General features: G+C 58.4%; 14 protein-coding genes. 9 read left to right on the top strand and 5 right to left on the bottom strand.

All coding sequences use genetic code 11. From position 1 onward, the window contains the following. The first annotated feature begins 115 nt into the window (after positions 1-115). Positions 116-1,012, top strand: a complete 897-nt coding sequence (locus PspS35_RS17540) for a DMT family transporter (protein WP_159936073.1) — start codon at positions 116-118, stop codon at positions 1,010-1,012. Positions 1,013-1,084: 72 nt separating this feature from the next. Further along, positions 1,085-1,957, top strand: coding sequence for a LysR family transcriptional regulator (locus tag PspS35_RS17535; protein WP_159936072.1), 873 nt, complete (start codon positions 1,085-1,087; stop codon positions 1,955-1,957). A 57-nt stretch (positions 1,958-2,014) separates the two neighbouring features. Here the strand turns inward: PspS35_RS17535 and PspS35_RS17530 are convergent, their stop codons facing one another. Next, positions 2,015-4,240 (bottom strand): NADP-dependent isocitrate dehydrogenase, encoded by a 2,226-nt coding sequence (locus tag PspS35_RS17530; RefSeq protein ID WP_159936071.1) that lies wholly within the window; start codon positions 4,238-4,240, stop codon positions 2,015-2,017. 494 nt (positions 4,241-4,734) lie between these two features. Between PspS35_RS17530 and icd the strand changes: the two genes are divergently transcribed. Then, positions 4,735-5,991, top strand: a complete 1,257-nt coding sequence (icd, locus tag PspS35_RS17525) for an NADP-dependent isocitrate dehydrogenase (protein ID WP_159936070.1) — start codon at positions 4,735-4,737, stop codon at positions 5,989-5,991. A 78-nt stretch (positions 5,992-6,069) separates the two neighbouring features. Here icd and cspD read toward each other — a convergent pair whose 3' ends face one another. Next, entirely contained in the window at positions 6,070-6,378 is a 309-nt protein-coding gene (gene cspD, locus PspS35_RS30545; RefSeq protein ID WP_159936069.1) for a cold shock domain-containing protein CspD, read from the bottom strand. A 225-nt stretch (positions 6,379-6,603) separates the two neighbouring features. Here cspD and clpS point away from each other — a divergent pair, with 225 nt between their 5' ends. After that, positions 6,604-6,972 carry an ATP-dependent Clp protease adapter ClpS gene (gene clpS, locus PspS35_RS17515; RefSeq protein ID WP_010567912.1) on the top strand — a complete coding sequence of 123 codons (369 nt, stop codon included), beginning with the start codon at positions 6,604-6,606 and terminating at the stop codon, positions 6,970-6,972. A 29-nt stretch (positions 6,973-7,001) separates the two neighbouring features. Further along, entirely contained in the window at positions 7,002-9,272 is a 2,271-nt protein-coding gene (gene clpA / locus PspS35_RS17510; RefSeq protein WP_159936068.1) for an ATP-dependent Clp protease ATP-binding subunit ClpA, read from the top strand. Positions 9,273-9,516: 244 nt separating this feature from the next. Here clpA and infA read toward each other — a convergent pair whose 3' ends face one another. The 3 genes from infA to aat all read right to left on the bottom strand — a co-directional run bounded on the left by infA (position 9,517) and on the right by aat (position 11,280). Continuing rightward, positions 9,517-9,735 (bottom strand): translation initiation factor IF-1, encoded by a 219-nt coding sequence (infA, locus tag PspS35_RS17505; protein WP_002553999.1) that lies wholly within the window; start codon positions 9,733-9,735, stop codon positions 9,517-9,519. 100 nt (positions 9,736-9,835) lie between these two features. Then, positions 9,836-10,543 (bottom strand): arginyltransferase, encoded by a 708-nt coding sequence (locus PspS35_RS17500; RefSeq protein WP_159936067.1) that lies wholly within the window; start codon positions 10,541-10,543, stop codon positions 9,836-9,838. 56 nt (positions 10,544-10,599) lie between these two features. Continuing rightward, on the bottom strand, positions 10,600-11,280 hold the full coding sequence (gene aat / locus PspS35_RS17495) for a leucyl/phenylalanyl-tRNA--protein transferase (protein ID WP_159936066.1): 681 nt from the start codon (positions 11,278-11,280) through the stop codon (positions 10,600-10,602). Between the two features lie 496 nt (positions 11,281-11,776). Here aat and PspS35_RS17490 point away from each other — a divergent pair, with 496 nt between their 5' ends. The 4 genes from PspS35_RS17490 to crcB are packed head-to-tail and all read left to right on the top strand — an operon-like array spanning position 11,777 to position 16,583. Continuing rightward, positions 11,777-14,185, top strand: coding sequence for a DNA translocase FtsK (locus PspS35_RS17490; protein WP_159936064.1), 2,409 nt, complete (start codon positions 11,777-11,779; stop codon positions 14,183-14,185). Between the two features lie 54 nt (positions 14,186-14,239). After that, entirely contained in the window at positions 14,240-14,863 is a 624-nt protein-coding gene (gene lolA, locus PspS35_RS17485; RefSeq protein ID WP_159936062.1) for an outer membrane lipoprotein chaperone LolA, read from the top strand. Between the two features lie 23 nt (positions 14,864-14,886). After that, positions 14,887-16,212: a replication-associated recombination protein A gene (locus PspS35_RS17480; RefSeq protein ID WP_159936061.1), complete on the top strand. Its 1,326-nt coding sequence runs from the start codon at positions 14,887-14,889 to the stop codon at positions 16,210-16,212. Next, positions 16,209-16,583 (top strand): fluoride efflux transporter CrcB, encoded by a 375-nt coding sequence (crcB, locus tag PspS35_RS17475; protein ID WP_159936060.1) that lies wholly within the window; start codon positions 16,209-16,211, stop codon positions 16,581-16,583. The genes PspS35_RS17480 and crcB overlap by 4 nt, the downstream gene beginning before the upstream one ends. Position 16,584 lies beyond the last annotated feature (1 nt).

Genomic DNA, 16,584 nt, shown 5'->3' with positions numbered 1-16,584 from the left:
TTTGGTCATGGATGTGCATAAGCAATCTGCATGATGCGCCTGACATTTTATGATTTTACCGATTTCAGCCAAGGGCGCAGCTTATCTCTCCAGAGCCATTAGTCCGGAGAGCGTCATGAACCCGATTGCCCACAAAAGCTACGAAGTGCGCCTTACATCGCCATTACCTATTGCCTTCATCCTGTTGTGGAGTTCCGGCTACATTGGCGGTGCTTTTGGTGTGCGTTATGGCGAGCCGTTCACCATGACGTTCTACCGGTTTGCCCTGGCTGCTCTGGTATTCCTGGGAGTAGCGCTCGCCATCAAGGCCGAGTGGCCCAGGCGGCTTACACCTTACCTTCACGCGGCAGCCGTGGGCTTGCTCTTGCAGGCGCTGCAATTTGGCGGCCTGTATACCGGGATAAGTCAGGGCGTCCCGGCTGGGCAAGCTGCGCTGATTGTCGGTTTGATGCCCGTATTTGTTGTGATCGGCGCCTACTTCTGTTTGGGCGAGCAATTGAGCTGGCGCGACTTGCCAGGCTCGATCCTGGGTGTGGGCGGCGTGGCCATTGTGGTCGGCAGCAGTTTTTTTGGTGCACAGGCGTCAATCGGCGGTTATGGCGCGGTGGGGCTGGCGCTGATAGGCATCACCCTTGGCACGCTTTATCAGAAATGTTTCCTCGGTGGTGTCAACCTGTGGGTGGGCTGTTTCATTCAGATGGTCACCGCATCGCTGGTCATGTTACTGCTGGCCTATACCACCGAGACCATGCAGGTGACGCAGTGGGTGCCCTTCGCTGCTTCGGTAGCGTGGATCACTGTAATGAACTCGGTCGGCGCGCTGACTCTGCTGTACCTGATGATTCGGCGGGGGGAGGCGAGTAAGGCGACGAACTTGTTTCATGTGATCCCGGCTGTCACGCAGATCATGGCGTCGATGGTGTTGGGAGAGATGCCGAGTGCGGTGGCGATTCTCGGGTTCGTTGTGTCAGGGGCTGGGGTTTATTGGATGAATCATGGGCGGGCCAGGTAGGCAGTCTTGACAGAGATGCTCCGTGCCTTGCACTAATGCCCTGCGCGTTTACTCACTCACTTGGGCGAAGCCATGAGAGTCAATTTTGATATTCAATCGCTGCGCAGCTTTCTCAAGGTGGCGGAGTTGGGCAGTTTTACTCGGGCCGCGCAGGCGTTGAGCCTGACCCAGCCGGCGATCAGTCAGCAGATCAGGCGAATGGAGGATCTGCTGGGTGTCGAACTCTTTGCTCGTGACAATCGTCAAGTGTTGCTCACTTTGGAAGGCGAGCGCCTGACCGGCTACGCCCAGCAAATCGTGAGTGTTAACGACAAAGTGGGCAGTCTGTTTGATGCAAGTCGCTCCCAGGAGTCGGTGACGCTGGGCATACCCGAATATTTCAGCGAAGAGATCGTGCAGCGCATTATTCCTGCTGTGGCTCTTGAGATGCCGTCCGTACGAATCGTGGTCAAGGTTGCGCGCTCGATGTTGCTTTCTCAGGCATTCAGCGAGGGTGACATTGATATTGGCCTGATGATCGACGAGTTGCAAAAAGTCGCCGGGGAGCCACTGCATGCGCTTTCGTTGCGGTGGCTGGGTGGCGAACATGCGGTGCCGCCGGTAGAGGGGCAAGAGGTTTTGCTTGCGTTGTTCAAGGCGCCTTGTGTGTTCAGGAGTCTGGCGGTTCGGCGTCTTGAGGAGAGTGGCATCCGGTGGCGCTGTGTGTATGAGTCCGAGGACCTGATGTCGTTGCGTTCCGCAGTTCAAGCAGGGGTCGGTGTAACGCTTTTACCCTGGTTTGCACAGGTACAGGGCCTGAAAAACCTTGAGGTGTTTGATCATCTGCCGGCGCTGCCGGGGTTTGGCGTCGAGCTCAAGCAAAGGGTGGGCTGGGAGCCATGGTACAAGCCGCAGTTGCTGGCGATCATCGAGGCGGCCTGGCGTGCGGAATACGGCGCTTTATAAAGGCAGAAAACACAAACCCCGGCACATGGCCGGGGTTTGTGATGTCACCTTACAACCTTACTTCAACTTGGCAATCGCCGCATTGAGGGTGTTGCTTGGGCGCATGGCCTTGCTGGTCAGCTCTGGGTTCGGCGCGTAGTAGCCACCGATGTCCACTGGCTTGCCCTGTACGGCGTTGAGTTCGGCAACGATGGTTGCTTCGTTCTCGGCCAGGGTTTTTGCCAGTTCGCTGAATTGCGCTTGCAGTGCAGTGTCTTCGGCCTGGGCGGCCAGGGCTTGAGCCCAGTACAGCGCCAGGTAGAAGTGGCTGCCGCGGTTGTCGATGTTGCCGACTTTGCGCGATGGCGACTTGTTGTTGTCGAGGAACTGGCCGGTGGCCTGGTCCAGGGTCTTGGACAGTACCAGGGCTTTCGGGTTGTTGTAGGTAACACCCAAATGCTCAAGGGATGCGGCCAGGGCCAGGAACTCGCCCAGGGAATCCCAGCGCAGGAAGTTCTCTTCAACCAGTTGCTGCACATGCTTCGGTGCCGAACCGCCGGCGCCGGTTTCGAACAGGCCACCGCCGTTCATCAGCGGCACGATCGACAGCATCTTGGCGCTGGTGCCCAGTTCCATGATCGGGAACAGGTCGGTCAGGTAGTCGCGCAGTACGTTACCGGTCACCGAGATGGTGTCCAGGCCCTTGCGGGTGCGCTCCAGGGTGAACTTCATCGCGTCGACCGGCGCCATGATGCGGATGTCCAGGCCTTCGGTGTTGTGGTCTTTCAGGTAGGCCTGAACTTTCTCGACCACGACACCGTCGTGCGCACGCTTAGGGTCCAGCCAGAAGATCGCTGGAGTGTCGCTGGCGCGGGCACGGTTGACGGCAAGCTTGACCCAATCCTGGATCGGCGCGTCTTTGGTCTGGCACATGCGGAAGATGTCGCCGGCTTCGACGGCCTGTTCCATCAGCAGGTTGCCCTTGCTGTCGGTGATGCGGACTACGCCATCAGCCTTGATCTGGAAGGTCTTGTCGTGGGAGCCGTACTCTTCGGCTTTTTTCGCCATCAGGCCAACGTTTGGCACGCTGCCCATGGTGGTTGGATCGAACGCGCCATTGGCCTTGCAGTCTTCGATGACGGCTTGGTAGATGGTGGCGTAGCAGCGATCCGGGATCACGGCCTTGGTGTCGTGCAGTTGGCCGTCGGTGCCCCACATCTTGCCGGAGTCACGGATCATGGCAGGCATCGAGGCGTCGACGATGACGTCGCTTGGCACGTGCAGGTTGGTGATGCCTTTATCGGAGTTGACCATCGCCAGGGAAGGGCGAGCGGCGTAGACCGCCTGGATGTCAGCTTCGATCTGCGCTTGCTGGTCGGCCGGCAGGGCCTTGATGCGTGCGTACAGGTCGCCGATGCCGTTGTTCAGGTTGAAGCCGATCTGCTCCAGCACGACAGCGTGCTTGGCCAGGGCATCTTTATAGAACTCGGCAACGATCTGGCCGAACATGATCGGGTCGGAGACCTTCATCATGGTGGCTTTGAGGTGAACCGACAGCAGCACGCCCTGTTTCTTGGCGTCTTCGATTTCTGCGGCGATGAACGTACGCAGCGCGTTCTTGCTCAGCACGGCGCTGTCGAGGATTTCGCCTGCTTGAGCGCTGGTCTTTTCTTTCAGGACGGTGGTGGTGCCATCCTTGCCGACCAGCTCAATTTTGACAGCATCAGCAGCTTCGATCTGTACGGCTTTTTCGCTGCCGTAGAAGTCGCCGTTGCTCATGTGAGCGATGTGAGATTTCGAATCGGCAGCCCAGGCGCCCATTTTGTGCGGGTGCTTGCGTGCATAGTTCTTGACCGACAGCGGTGCGCGGCGGTCGGAGTTGCCTTCGCGCAGTACCGGGTTCACGGCGCTGCCCTTGACCTTGTCGTAACGTGCACGGGTTTCTTTTTCCGCGTCGGTGGTTACGGTTTCCGGGTAGTCCGGCAGGGCGTAGCCCTGGGCCTGCAGTTCCTTGATCGCGGCTTGCAGCTGCGGGGTCGAGGCGCTGATGTTAGGCAGCTTGATGATGTTGGCTTCAGGGGTAACGGCCAGGTCGCCCAGTTCGGCGAGGTGGTCCGGTACGGCCTTGGTGCCCAGTTGCTCGGGGAAGCTTGCGAGGATGCGCGCGGCGAGGGAGATGTCGCGGGTTTCCACGGCAATATCAGCGGAAGCGGTGAAGGCCTCTACGATAGGCAGCAGTGAATAGGTGGCGAGGGCAGGGGCTTCGTCGGTGAAGGTGTAGATGATCTTCGAGCGGGTGGGCATATTCGGATTAACTCTCTTCTTTGCTGAAAGCGTGCGCAGAAACTCGAGATGCGCCGGGTGGAGCGCGTTCGTTCAAAGTCATCCATGAGCGAAATGTCGAGGTTTCTTCGCGGTGATGTTGGGTTGCATCAGTCGAGCGTCAAGCGGGTGGACTATTGTAATAGTCCGGCTTTGTAGCTGAAGGCACCTATTCCAGAGCGGTCAGCCGTCGTGACTCTTGGGTCAGCGGCGGCATTATACATAGGTCGCTATGCTTACGCCGAGCCTTCATACAAAAGGTGGGTCGTCCATTGGTCTAAAGGTCGCAGGTACCGGGGTGCGCCTAAAGTCGCACGATGTGCTCAAGATTGGCGCTTTTCCCTTTGCTTTCAGGCTTGTAGGCGACAATTTATGCTGTTTTCGATGCAAATGAGCATGGCGCGAGGTTTCAGTCGCCATTTATCTGGAGTAGGCTCGAACGCAGCCAGATGTTCAATCCATAGATGGAGTTCAGCATGGGATACAAGAAGATTCAGGTTCCGGCAGTCGGCGACAAAATCACCGTCAATGCAGACCATTCTCTCAATGTTCCTGACCAACCGATCATCCCTTACATCGAAGGTGACGGTATTGGCGTCGACATCAGCCCGGTGATGATCAAGGTGGTCGACGCAGCTGTTGAAAAGGCCTACGGCGGCAAGCGCAAAATCTCGTGGATGGAGGTGTACGCCGGCGAAAAGGCGACTCAAGTCTACGACCAGGACACCTGGCTGCCACAGGAAACCCTGGACGCGGTCAAGGATTATGTGGTGTCCATCAAGGGCCCACTGACCACACCCGTCGGTGGTGGTATTCGTTCGCTGAACGTCGCCCTGCGCCAGCAACTCGACCTTTATGTGTGCCTGCGCCCGGTGCGCTGGTTCGAAGGTGTGCCTAGCCCCGTCAAGAAGCCTGGCGACGTGGACATGACCATCTTTCGCGAAAACTCCGAAGATATTTACGCCGGGATCGAATGGAAGGCGGGCTCGCCGGAAGCGATCAAGGTGATCAAGTTCCTCAAGGAAGAAATGGGCGTCACCAAGATCCGTTTCGACCAAGATTGCGGGATCGGCGTGAAGCCGGTGTCCAAAGAGGGCACTAAGCGCCTTGCGCGCAAGGCCTTACAATATGTGGTGGATAACGATCGGGAATCGCTGACGATCGTGCACAAAGGCAACATCATGAAGTTCACCGAAGGTGCCTTCAAGGAGTGGGCCTATGAAGTGGCGGCTGAGGAATTCGGCGCGACGCTGCTTGATGGTGGCCCATGGATGCAGTTCAAGAACCCGAGGACCGGCAAGAATGTGGTGGTCAAGGACGCCATTGCCGATGCCATGCTCCAGCAGATCCTGCTGCGTCCGGCTGAATATGACGTCATCGCCACCCTTAACCTCAATGGTGATTACCTGTCCGACGCCCTGGCAGCTGAAGTGGGCGGCATAGGTATTGCGCCGGGCGCCAACCTGTCCGACACCGTGGCCATGTTCGAGGCGACTCACGGGACTGCGCCTAAGTATGCAGGCAAGGACCAGGTCAATCCTGGGTCGTTGATTCTGTCGGCAGAGATGATGCTGCGCCATATGGGCTGGACCGAAGCGGCCGACCTGATCATCAAGGGTACCAATGGCGCGATTTCGGCCAAGACGGTGACTTATGATTTCGAGCGTTTGATGGACGGTGCGAAGTTGGTGTCGTCATCGGGCTTTGGTGATGCGTTGATTTCGCATATGTAAATGGCGGCTATAAAAAACCGGTCAACCTGACTTCAGGTTGACCGGTTTTTTTATGCGAGACGTTGACTCGTTGGCCGATTATGCAAGTTGTTTCTTTTTTGATTGGCCGAGTTTATCTGTCTTGTGCTTCTCTTCGTGTGTCTCGTCATGGGGTTTGCCGGGCGCACCCGCGCAAATTGCACAAATTGCTACAGCGTGCAGGCCCTTGGGTCCTTGAATAATTTCAAACTCCACTGATTGGCCCGCTTTCAGCGTCTTGTATCCTTCCATCGCGATCGCTGAATAATGAGCAAAAAGGTCCTCGGTTTTCCCTGCCTCGTTAACAAAGCCATATCCTTTGGCATTGTTGAACCACTTGACCTTGCCACTGATCTTGACGCCAGACATACCCATTTCCCTCTGCACCAGACTCCATCACTGGAGTATCATCCAGTTTATCCGTCCTAACCCGAATAAATTAAGGTTGACTGCGCGGACCTTTTTTACCCACTGTGGGTTCTATTGGTTGTAACACCGATTTGCCGATAGTCAAGGCGACCAGTCGGTCAGAGTTGAAATTCTGACAGCTCGCCCCCACCACTGTATTTGAACCACTGACGAACCTTTCTTTCCATGCATGCAATCAGCCAGATTCGACTAACATTCAATCAGGATCGACCGGATCACGAACACGATGACGACGGTTCTGCAGGCATTGCTGTTCAGGAGGCCAAGCCTGCTTTACAGGCGCCGCCGATGTACAAGGTGGTTTTGTTCAATGATGACTACACACCGATGGATTTCGTGGTCGAAGTGCTCGAGGTGTTTTTTAACCTGAACCGCGAGTTGGCGACCAAGGTAATGCTGGCCGTTCACACAGAAGGACGGGCAGTATGTGGAGTGTTTACCCGTGACATCGCCGAGACAAAGGCCATGCAGGTCAACCAGTACGCCAGGGAAAGCCAGCATCCGCTACTCTGTGAAATCGAGAAGGACGGTTAACGCCGACCACTTGGGTATGAGGTGAAGCTATGTTAAACCGCGAGCTCGAAGTCACCCTCAATCTTGCCTTCAAGGAGGCTCGTTCGAAGCGTCATGAATTCATGACCGTCGAACACCTTTTGCTGGCACTTTTGGATAACGAAGCTGCCGCCACCGTTTTGCGTGCGTGCGGCGCCAACCTCGACAAACTCAAGCATGATCTGCAGGAGTTTATCGACTCCACCACGCCACTGATCCCCGTGCATGACGAGGACCGCGAAACCCAGCCAACCCTGGGCTTCCAGCGGGTATTGCAGCGTGCTGTTTTCCACGTACAGAGCTCCGGTAAGCGTGAAGTCACAGGCGCCAATGTGCTTGTGGCGATTTTCAGCGAACAGGAAAGCCAGGCCGTGTTCCTGCTCAAGCAGCAGAGCGTTGCCCGTATTGATGTCGTTAACTACATCGCCCACGGTATCTCCAAGGTGCCTGGGCACGGCGATCATTCCGAGGGTGAGCAGGATATGCAGGACGAGGAGGGTGGTGAGTCTTCTTCTTCAAGCAACCCGCTGGATGCTTATGCCAGCAACCTTAACGAGCTGGCGCGCCAAGGGCGGATCGATCCGCTGGTGGGGCGTGAGCTCGAGGTCGAGCGTGTGGCGCAGATTCTTGCGCGTCGTCGCAAGAACAATCCGTTGTTGGTGGGCGAAGCGGGCGTGGGTAAAACCGCGATTGCCGAAGGCCTGGCCAAGCGCATCGTCGACAACCAGGTGCCAGACCTGCTGGCCAACAGTGTCGTCTACTCCCTTGATCTGGGCGCGTTGCTCGCCGGGACCAAGTACCGTGGCGATTTCGAAAAGCGCTTCAAGGCGCTACTCGGCGAGCTGAAAAAACGCCCGCAGGCCATTTTGTTCATCGATGAAATCCATACCATCATTGGTGCCGGTGCGGCGTCTGGTGGGGTGATGGATGCTTCTAACCTGCTCAAGCCGCTGCTGTCGTCGGGTGATATTCGCTGCATTGGTTCGACCACGTTCCAGGAGTTCCGGGGCATCTTCGAGAAAGACCGTGCCTTGGCGCGTCGCTTCCAGAAAGTCGACGTATCCGAGCCATCGGTCGAAGACACCATAGGCATCCTGCGTGGTCTGAAGGGGCGTTTCGAAGCGCATCATGGCATCGAGTACACCGACGAGGCCTTGCGTGCCGCTGCAGAGTTGGCGTCGCGCTACATCAATGACCGGCACATGCCGGACAAGGCCATCGACGTAATCGACGAGGCGGGCGCCTACCAGCGCCTGCAGCCGGTCGAGAAACGTGTGAAGCGCATCGATGTTCCTCAGGTCGAGGACATCGTGGCGAAGATCGCACGCATTCCGCCAAAACACGTCAACAGTTCCGACAAGGAGCTGCTGCGTAACCTGGAGCGTGACCTCAAGCTCACCGTGTTTGGTCAGGATGCAGCCATTGATGCTTTGTCTACCGCGATCAAGCTGTCGCGTGCGGGGCTCAAATCGCCGGACAAGCCGGTCGGTTCGTTCCTGTTCGCCGGTCCTACCGGTGTCGGCAAGACCGAAGCAGCGCGGCAGTTGGCCAAAGCGATGGGTATCGAGTTGGTGCGGTTCGACATGTCCGAGTACATGGAGCGTCACACCGTGTCGCGTCTGATCGGTGCGCCTCCGGGCTATGTCGGTTTCGATCAGGGCGGTCTGTTGACCGAAGCGATCACCAAGCAGCCGCATTGCGTATTGTTGCTCGATGAAATCGAGAAGGCTCACCCGGAAGTCTTCAACTTGCTGTTGCAGGTTATGGATCATGGCACCTTGACCGACAACAACGGGCGCAAGGCGGATTTCCGCAATGTGATCGTGATCATGACCACCAACGCCGGTGCCGAAACGGCCGCGCGAGCGTCGATTGGTTTTACCCATCAGGATCACTCGTCTGATGCGATGGAAGTGATCAAGAAGAGCTTCACGCCGGAATTCCGTAACCGCCTGGACACCATTATCCAGTTTGGTCGCCTCAGCCATGAGGTTATCAAGAGCGTGGTGGACAAGTTCCTTACCGAGCTTCAGGCGCAGCTGGAAGACAAGCGCGTGCAGTTGGATGTCACGGAAGCGGCGCGCAGCTGGATCGCCGAGGGTGGCTACGATGCGGCAATGGGCGCTCGCCCAATGGCGCGTCTGATCCAGGACAAGATCAAGCGGCCATTGGCTGAAGAGATCCTGTTCGGCGAACTCTCCGATCATGGTGGTGTGGTGCATATCGACCTGAAGGATGGCGAGCTGACCTTCGAGTTCGAAACCACCGCCGAAATGGCCTGATCGTTCTGCAATAACGCAAAAGGCGCCGAAAGGCGCCTTTTTGCTGTCTTGAAATGCATTTTCCAAAACAATGCAGATCCAATGTGAGAGGGGGGCTTGCCCCCGATAACAGTGTGCCAGGCAACTAATTTATTGCTGGGCGACCGCTATCGGGGCAAGCCCCTCCCACAGGCCCCTCCGGTGTTTAATGAGTCCCGCGCACACAAAAACGCCCGGCATAACCGGGCGTTTTGTATTGACTTGCTTAGCGAGCGCGGTAAGTGATGCGCCCTTTGCTCAAGTCATAGGGCGTCAGCTCGACGCGCACTTTGTCACCGGTAAGAATACGAATGTAGTTCTTGCGCATCTTGCCGGAGATATGCGCGGTTACGACGTGCCCATTTTCCAACTCCACACGAAACATGGTGTTGGGCAGGGTGTCGACGACAGTGCCTTCCATTTCGAAGCTGTCTTCTTTCGACATGCAGTAAAGCCCTCGGTATCCAGTGAATGGCCCGGTGCAACTGCGCCAGGCAAAAGCGGCGTGCATTGTGCCCGAAAAAGGGTGTTTAAGCCAAGGGGTTCTAGTTAAGCGTGACCCATCTTTGATTAATTAGCAGCTCAATGGGGCGATATTGGGTCTTGTAGCTCATCTTTTTGCAGTTCTTGATCCAGTATCCGAGGTAGACCGCTTCCAGTTCCTGGCGCAGTGCTTCGCCGATTTGCCAGAGGATCGCAAAGCGCCCGAGGCTGCGGCGTTCCTCGGTCGGCTCGTAGAAGGTGTAGACCGCCGACAGGCCGTTAGGCAGCAAGTCGGTCACGGCGACAGCCAGCAGGCGGCCCTGCGCGCGAAATTCATAGAAGCGTGAGAAAGGCAGGTCGCGTACCAGGAACGTGGAGAACTGGTCACGGCTCGGCGGGAACATGTCGCCGTCGGCGTGCCGTTGCTCGATATAGCGTTGGTACAGGTCGAAATATTCCTCGGTAAACCGAGGCTTGCTCGATGTCACCGTCAGGTCGGCGTTGCGCTTGAGGATGCGCTTCTGGTTGCGGTCCGGCAGGAACTGCGCCACGGGCAGGCGTGCCGGCACGCAGGCATTACAGTTCTGGCAATGGGGCCGGTACAGATGGTCGCCGCTGCGCCGAAAGCCCATTTCCGAAAGGTCGGCATACACGTGCACGTCCATCGGCTGGCTGGGGTCGAGGAACAGTGTGGTGGCCTGCTCGTCCGGCAGATAGCTGCAAGAGTGGGCTTGAGTGGCATAAAACTTCAAACGCGCCAACTCGGTCATGATCAACCCTCGGGATAAGCTTTGAAATAAGTGTAAGCCAGGTGCGCGGATGTCGCCTAAGAAACCCAAGGCCCGGTGTTGGGTTGGTCGAGGTGGTTGTGTAGGAATTCGGCAAACTCACTGCGGGGAATGGCGCGAGCACCCAGGCTGTGCAGGTGGTCGTTGGGCATCTGACAGTCGATCAGCACAAAGCCCCAGGCCTGTAGTTGCCGGGTCAGTGTTGCGAAACCGAATTTCGAGGCGTTGTCGGCACGGCTGAACATGGATTCGCCAAAAAACAGCTGGCCCATCGCCAGGCCATACAGGCCGCCCACCAGCTTGCCGCCATCCCACACCTCTACCGAGTGGGCGTGGCCGCGCTGGTGCAGCTCTTGGTAGGCGCTTTGGATGCCCTCGGTGATCCAGGTGCCATCGGCATAGGCGCGCGGCGCGGCGCAGGCCTGGATAACGGCGGCGAAGTCCTGGTCGAAGGTCACGCTGTAGCGCTGCTGGCGCAACAGTTTGCCCAGGCTGCGAGAGATATGCAGTTCGCCAGGGAAGATGACTGTGCGTGGGTCTGGTGACCACCAGAGGATTGGCTGGCCCTGCGAGAACCAGGGAAAGCAGCCGTGGCGGTAGGCTTGCACCAGGCGCTCGGCCGACAGGTCGCCACCGGCGGCGAGCAGGCCATTGGGTTCGCGCATGGCTTTGGCCAGCGGGGGGAAGGTCAAGGAGTCGCGTTGTAACCAAGTCAGCATGGCATCCAGGCTTACGGAAGGGGAGGGGAGTGGCAGGATTGCGCCTGCCCCAAGCGTGTTGATTATTGTCGACGCGGCGCCATCGGGCCAGCTCGAATCGGCTGTTGGGGGTGATTAGCGTGAAAGGGTGTTTCTGCAACTCTATGCCTGGAACGTGGTCGTAATCGGGTCTGGCGCATGCAGGCCATTTGCCAAGCTGGCCCGGATTGGTAAAAACAGCTCATAAGCCTTTGTCAGCAAAGACAATGCATGCTCAAATTGAACATCTTGTGATGCTCCAATTGGCTATGCTGCTGGGTGAGATGCGGGGGCGTGGCATCAGGGGCGCAAACCCGTACAATGCGGCCACCGTGGCGCTTAAGTCATTCACCAAGTGCTCGCCCGATGTTACACAGTAGATTCAGCGACACTCGTTCATTTTTCAGCTGCTCGGATTGGGCAGTATTTGCAGTCATTCAACAGATGGACGCGCTAAAGGCGCAGGAAAAGACCCGTTTTGAAGAAATCCGCCGCAACACCTAAAGCAGCAGTCGTGCCGGCTTGGCGCCAGCACCTGCATTATCGACTCAAGGAAGGTGCGCTGATCGCTATCGGCGCACTGTGCCTGTTCCTGATAATGGCCTTGCTGACCTATGGCAAGGACGATCCGGGCTGGAGCCATAACAGCAAGATCGACGATGTGCAAAACTTCGGCGGCCCGGTCGGCTCCTACAGCGCTGATATCCTGTTCATGGTGCTGGGCTACTTCGCTTATATCTTCCCGTTGTTGCTGGCGATCAAGACCTGGCAGATTTTCCGCCAGCGTCACGAGCCGTGGCAGTGGAGCGGATGGCTGTTTTCCTGGCGTCTGATCGGCCTGGTGTTTCTAGTCCTCTCCGGTGCGGCCCTGGCCCATATCCACTTTCACGCCCCCACCGGCCTGCCAGCTGGCGCAGGCGGGGCGCTGGGTGAAAGCCTTGGCGATCTGGCGCGCAAGACTCTGAATATCCAGGGCAGCACGCTGATGTTCATTGCGCTGTTCCTGTTCGGCCTCACCGTGTTCACCGACCTCTCGTGGTTCAAGGTGATGGACGTGACCGGTAAGATCACCCTCGATTTGCTTGAGTTGTTCCAGGGCGCCGCCAACCGTTGGTGGTCCGCCCGCGTCGACCGCAAACGCATGGTGGCCCAGCTCCGCGAGGTGGACACCCGCGTCAACGAAGTCGTCGCTCCAAGCACACCTGACCGTCGTGAGCAGGCCAAGGTCAAGGAGCGCTTGATCGAGCGCGAACAGGCCCTGAGCAAGCACATGTCCGACCGCGAGAAGCAGGTACCGCCGGTGATCGCTCCCGCGCCGCCCAAGGCCCCCGAGCCAAGCCATCGCGTGCAGAAAGAGAAACAGGCGCCATTGTTTGTCGACAGCGCCGTCGAAGGTACCTTGCCGCCGATCTCGATTCTCGACCCGGCCGAAAAGAAACAACTCAACTATTCACCGGAATCCCTGGCGGCCGTCGGCCACCTGCTGGAAATCAAGCTCAAGGAATTCGGCGTCGAAGTGTCGGTGGACTCGATCCATCCTGGCCCGGTGATTACCCGTTATGAAATCCAGCCGGCCGCCGGTGTCAAAGTCAGCCGCATCTCCAACCTGGCCAAGGACTTGGCGCGCTCCCTGGCCGTAACCAGCGTGCGCGTGGTGGAAGTGATTCCCGGCAAGACCACCGTGGGTATCGAAATTCCCAACGAAGACCGCCAGATCGTGCGCTTCTCTGAAGTGCTGTCGACGCCGGAGTACGACAACTTCAAATCCCCGGTCACCCTGGCCCTGGGCCATGACATCGGCGGCAAGCCAGTCATTACTGACCTGGCAAAAATGCCTCACCTGCTGGTGGCCGGTACCACCGGTTCCGGTAAGTCGGTGGGTGTGAACGCGATGATCCTGTCGATCTTGTTCAAGTCTGGCCCGGAAGACGCCAAGCTGATCATGATCGACCCGAAGATGCTCGAGTTGTCGATCTACGAAGGCATCCCGCATCTGCTGTGCCCGGTGGTCACCGACATGAAGGACGCCGCCAACGCCTTGCGCTGGAGCGTTGCCGAGATGGAACGCCGCTACAAGCTGATGGCGAAGATGGGCGTGCGCAACCTGTCCGGCTTCAACGCCAAGGTCAAGGAAGCCCAGGACGCCGGTACGCCGTTGAGCGACCCGCTGTACAAGCGCGAAAGCATCCACGACGAAGCGCCACTGCTGAGCAAGTTGCCGACCATTGTGGTGGTGGTTGACGAATTCGCCGACATGATGATGATCGTCGGCAAGAAAGTTGAAGAACTGATCGCGCGTATCGCCCAAAAGGCCCGTGCGGCCGGTATCCACCTGATCCTCGCCACCCAGCGTCCGTCGGTGGATGTGATTACCGGCCTGATCAAGGCCAACATCCCGACGCGTATGGCGTTCCAGGTGTCGAGCAAGATCGATTCGCGGACCATCATTGACCAGGGCGGCGCGGAGCAACTGCTGGGCCACGGTGACATGCTCTACATGCCGCCGGGCACGAGCCTGCCGATCCGTGTACACGGCGCCTTTGTTTCCGATGATGAAGTACACCGTGTGGTGGAAGCCTGGAAACTGCGCGGCGCACCTGAGTACAACGATGACATCCTCGCCGGTGTTGAAGAGGCTGGCAGTGGTTTCGACGGTGGCAGCAGCGGTGGCGACGACGATGCCGAAACCGACGCGCTGTACGACGAAGCCGTGGCGTTTGTTCTGGAAAGCCGTCGCGCCTCGATTTCTGCGGTGCAACGCAAGCTCAAGATCGGCTACAACCGCGCCGCTCGCATGATCGAAGCCATGGAAAATGCCGGCGTCGTCACCGCAATGAACACCAACGGCTCGCGTGAAGTGATTGCCCCTGGGCAGATGCGCGACTGACTCCGTGCCGCGTGGCAGCACGCGGCGCGCCCTGACTACTCAATGAGGACTCCCATGCGCTTTATCCGCATGCTGTTGTTGCCGGCACTGGCCCTGACCGCTGTTTCGGCTCACGCTGACCCGGCCTCCGTCGCCAGCCTGAAGAACCTGCTGGACAAATCCCAGACCCTGACCGCACGTTTCTCCCAACTGACGCTGGATGCCGGCGGTACCCAGCTGCAGGAAACTGCTGGTGAAATGGCCGTGCAGCGCCCCGGATTGTTCTACTGGCACACTGAAGGGAAGGCCGAGCAGACCATCGTTTCCGATGGCCAGAAAGTTACCCTGTGGGACCCGGACCTGGAGCAGGCGACCATCAAGAAGCTGGACCCGCGCCTGAACCAGACCCCAGCGCTGTTGCTGTCGGGCGACGTGTCGAAAATCAACGACAGTTTCGACATCACCTCCAAGCAAACCAGCAACGTGATCGAATTCACCCTCAAGCCCAAATCCAAGGACACGCTGTTCGATACCCTGAGCCTGTCGTTCGGCAACGGTGTGATCAATAACATGCGCCTGGTCGACAGTGTTGGCCAGCGCACCGATATCCTGTTCTCCGGGGTCAAGGCCAACCAGCCGGTACCGGCGTCCAGGTTCAAGTTCGACATCCCCAAGGGTGCCGATGTGATCCAGGAATAATATAGAGGTTTCAAACGCTGCCCATGGACCTGTTTCGAAGTGATCCGATTGCCCAGCCCCTGGCCGCGCGCTTGCGTTCGACCAACCTGGATGAGTATGTCGGTCAGGAACACCTGCTCGCTCGTGGCAAGCCTTTGCGCGAAGCCTTGGAGCAGGGTGCGCTGCACTCGATGATTTTCTGGGGGCCGCCGGGCGTGGGCAAAACCACCCTGGCGCGGCTGCTGGCGAAAGTCTCGGATGCGCACTTTGAAACGGTCTCGGCGGTACTGGCCGGGGTCAAGGAGATCCGCCAGGCGGTGGACGTCGCCAAGCAGCAGGCCGGGCAATACGGCAAGCGCACCATCCTGTTTGTCGACGAAGTGCATCGCTTCAACAAGTCGCAGCAGGATGCGTTCCTGCCGTATGTCGAAGACGGCACGCTGATCTTTATTGGCGCCACCACCGAAAACCCCTCGTTCGAATTGAACAACGCGTTGCTCTCGCGGGCCCGCGTGTATGTGCTTAAGAGTCTCGACGAGGCGGCGATGCAAAAGCTGCTGCACCGTGCCTTGAGCGAAGACAAGGGCCTGGGCAAGCGCCAGCTGAGTGTCAGCGACGAAGGCTTCAAGATCCTGCTCACCGCTGCCGATGGTGACGGGCGACGTTTTCTCAACTTGCTGGAGAATGCCTCCGACCTGGCTGAAGACGGCAGCGAGATTGGCGTCGACCTGTTGCAAAGCCTGCTCGGCGACACGCGCCGGCGCTTCGACAAGGGCGGCGAAGCGTTTTACGACCAGATCTCGGCGCTGCACAAATCGGTGCGCGGCTCCAACCCGGACGGCGCGTTGTACTGGTTTGCGCGCATGATCGATGGCGGCTGCGACCCGCTGTACCTGGCGCGTCGCGTGGTGCGCATGGCCAGCGAGGACATCGGCAATGCCGACCCGCGTGCCTTGAGCCTGTGCCTGGCTGCTTGGGACGTGCAGGAGCGCCTCGGCAGCCCGGAAGGCGAGTTGGCGGTGGCCCAGGCCATCACCTACCTGGCCTGTGCGCCGAAAAGCAATGCGGTGTACATGGGCTTCAAGTCGGCGCTGCGTGCCGCTGCCGAGTACGGTTCCCTCGAAGTCCCGTTGCACCTGCGCAACGCCCCGACCAAGCTGATGAAGCAACTCGGCTACGGCGATGAATACCGCTATGCCCACGATGAGCCGGATGCCTACGCCGCTGGTGAGGACTATTTCCCTGATGAGCTTGAGCCGCTGGCGCTCTACCAGCCGGTGCCTCGTGGCCTGGAGCTGAAGATCGGTGAAAAGCTCAATCACTTGGCTGCACTCGATCGTTTAAGTCCCAGGCAGCGGAGAAAATCATGATTCCTTTGGTCGTGGCCGTCTCCGTGGGGGGGATCGCAGGTACACTGCTGCGCTTTGCGACAGGCAATTGGATCACCGCCAATTGGCCGAAACACTTCTATACCGCGACGCTGGCCGTTAATATCGTGGGCTGCCTGTTGATCGGCGTTTTGTACGGCCTGTTCCTGGTGCGCCCCGAAGTACCGATTGAGGTGCGCGCCGGGCTGATGGTCGGCTTTCTTGGCGGCCTGACGACCTTTTCATCTTTTTCACTGGATACCGTACGCCTGCTGGAAAGCGGGCAGGTGCCGCTGGCGATTGGCTATGCGGCCCTTAGCGTATTCGGCGGGCTGCTCGCCACCTGGGCCGGCCTGTCCTTGACCAAACTTTGAT

The sequence above is a fragment of the Pseudomonas sp. S35 genome, from assembly GCF_009866765.1.
Taxonomy (GTDB): domain Bacteria; phylum Pseudomonadota; class Gammaproteobacteria; order Pseudomonadales; family Pseudomonadaceae; genus Aquipseudomonas.
The sequence above is the reverse complement of the archived record's forward strand: the minus strand, read 5'-3'. Positions and strand labels throughout refer to the sequence as shown.

What these genes read in the sequence shown, in the direction of transcription:
- PspS35_RS17540 (WP_159936073.1), top strand. Translation starts at nt 116, where the DNA reads ATGAACCCGATTGCCCACAAAAGCTACGAAGTGCGCCTTACATCGCCA.
- PspS35_RS17535 (WP_159936072.1), top strand. Translation starts at nt 1,085, where the DNA reads ATGAGAGTCAATTTTGATATTCAATCGCTGCGCAGCTTTCTCAAGGTG.
- PspS35_RS17530 (WP_159936071.1), bottom strand. Translation starts at nt 4,240, where the DNA reads ATGCCCACCCGCTCGAAGATCATCTACACCTTCACCGACGAAGCCCCT.
- icd (WP_159936070.1), top strand. Translation starts at nt 4,735, where the DNA reads ATGGGATACAAGAAGATTCAGGTTCCGGCAGTCGGCGACAAAATCACC.
- cspD (WP_159936069.1), bottom strand. Translation starts at nt 6,378, where the DNA reads ATGTCTGGCGTCAAGATCAGTGGCAAGGTCAAGTGGTTCAACAATGCC.
- clpS (WP_010567912.1), top strand. Translation starts at nt 6,604, where the DNA reads ATGCATGCAATCAGCCAGATTCGACTAACATTCAATCAGGATCGACCG.
- clpA (WP_159936068.1), top strand. Translation starts at nt 7,002, where the DNA reads ATGTTAAACCGCGAGCTCGAAGTCACCCTCAATCTTGCCTTCAAGGAG.
- infA (WP_002553999.1), bottom strand. Translation starts at nt 9,735, where the DNA reads ATGTCGAAAGAAGACAGCTTCGAAATGGAAGGCACTGTCGTCGACACC.
- PspS35_RS17500 (WP_159936067.1), bottom strand. Translation starts at nt 10,543, where the DNA reads ATGACCGAGTTGGCGCGTTTGAAGTTTTATGCCACTCAAGCCCACTCT.
- aat (WP_159936066.1), bottom strand. Translation starts at nt 11,280, where the DNA reads ATGCTGACTTGGTTACAACGCGACTCCTTGACCTTCCCCCCGCTGGCC.
- lolA (WP_159936062.1), top strand. Translation starts at nt 14,240, where the DNA reads ATGCGCTTTATCCGCATGCTGTTGTTGCCGGCACTGGCCCTGACCGCT.
- PspS35_RS17480 (WP_159936061.1), top strand. Translation starts at nt 14,887, where the DNA reads ATGGACCTGTTTCGAAGTGATCCGATTGCCCAGCCCCTGGCCGCGCGC.
- crcB (WP_159936060.1), top strand. Translation starts at nt 16,209, where the DNA reads ATGATTCCTTTGGTCGTGGCCGTCTCCGTGGGGGGGATCGCAGGTACA.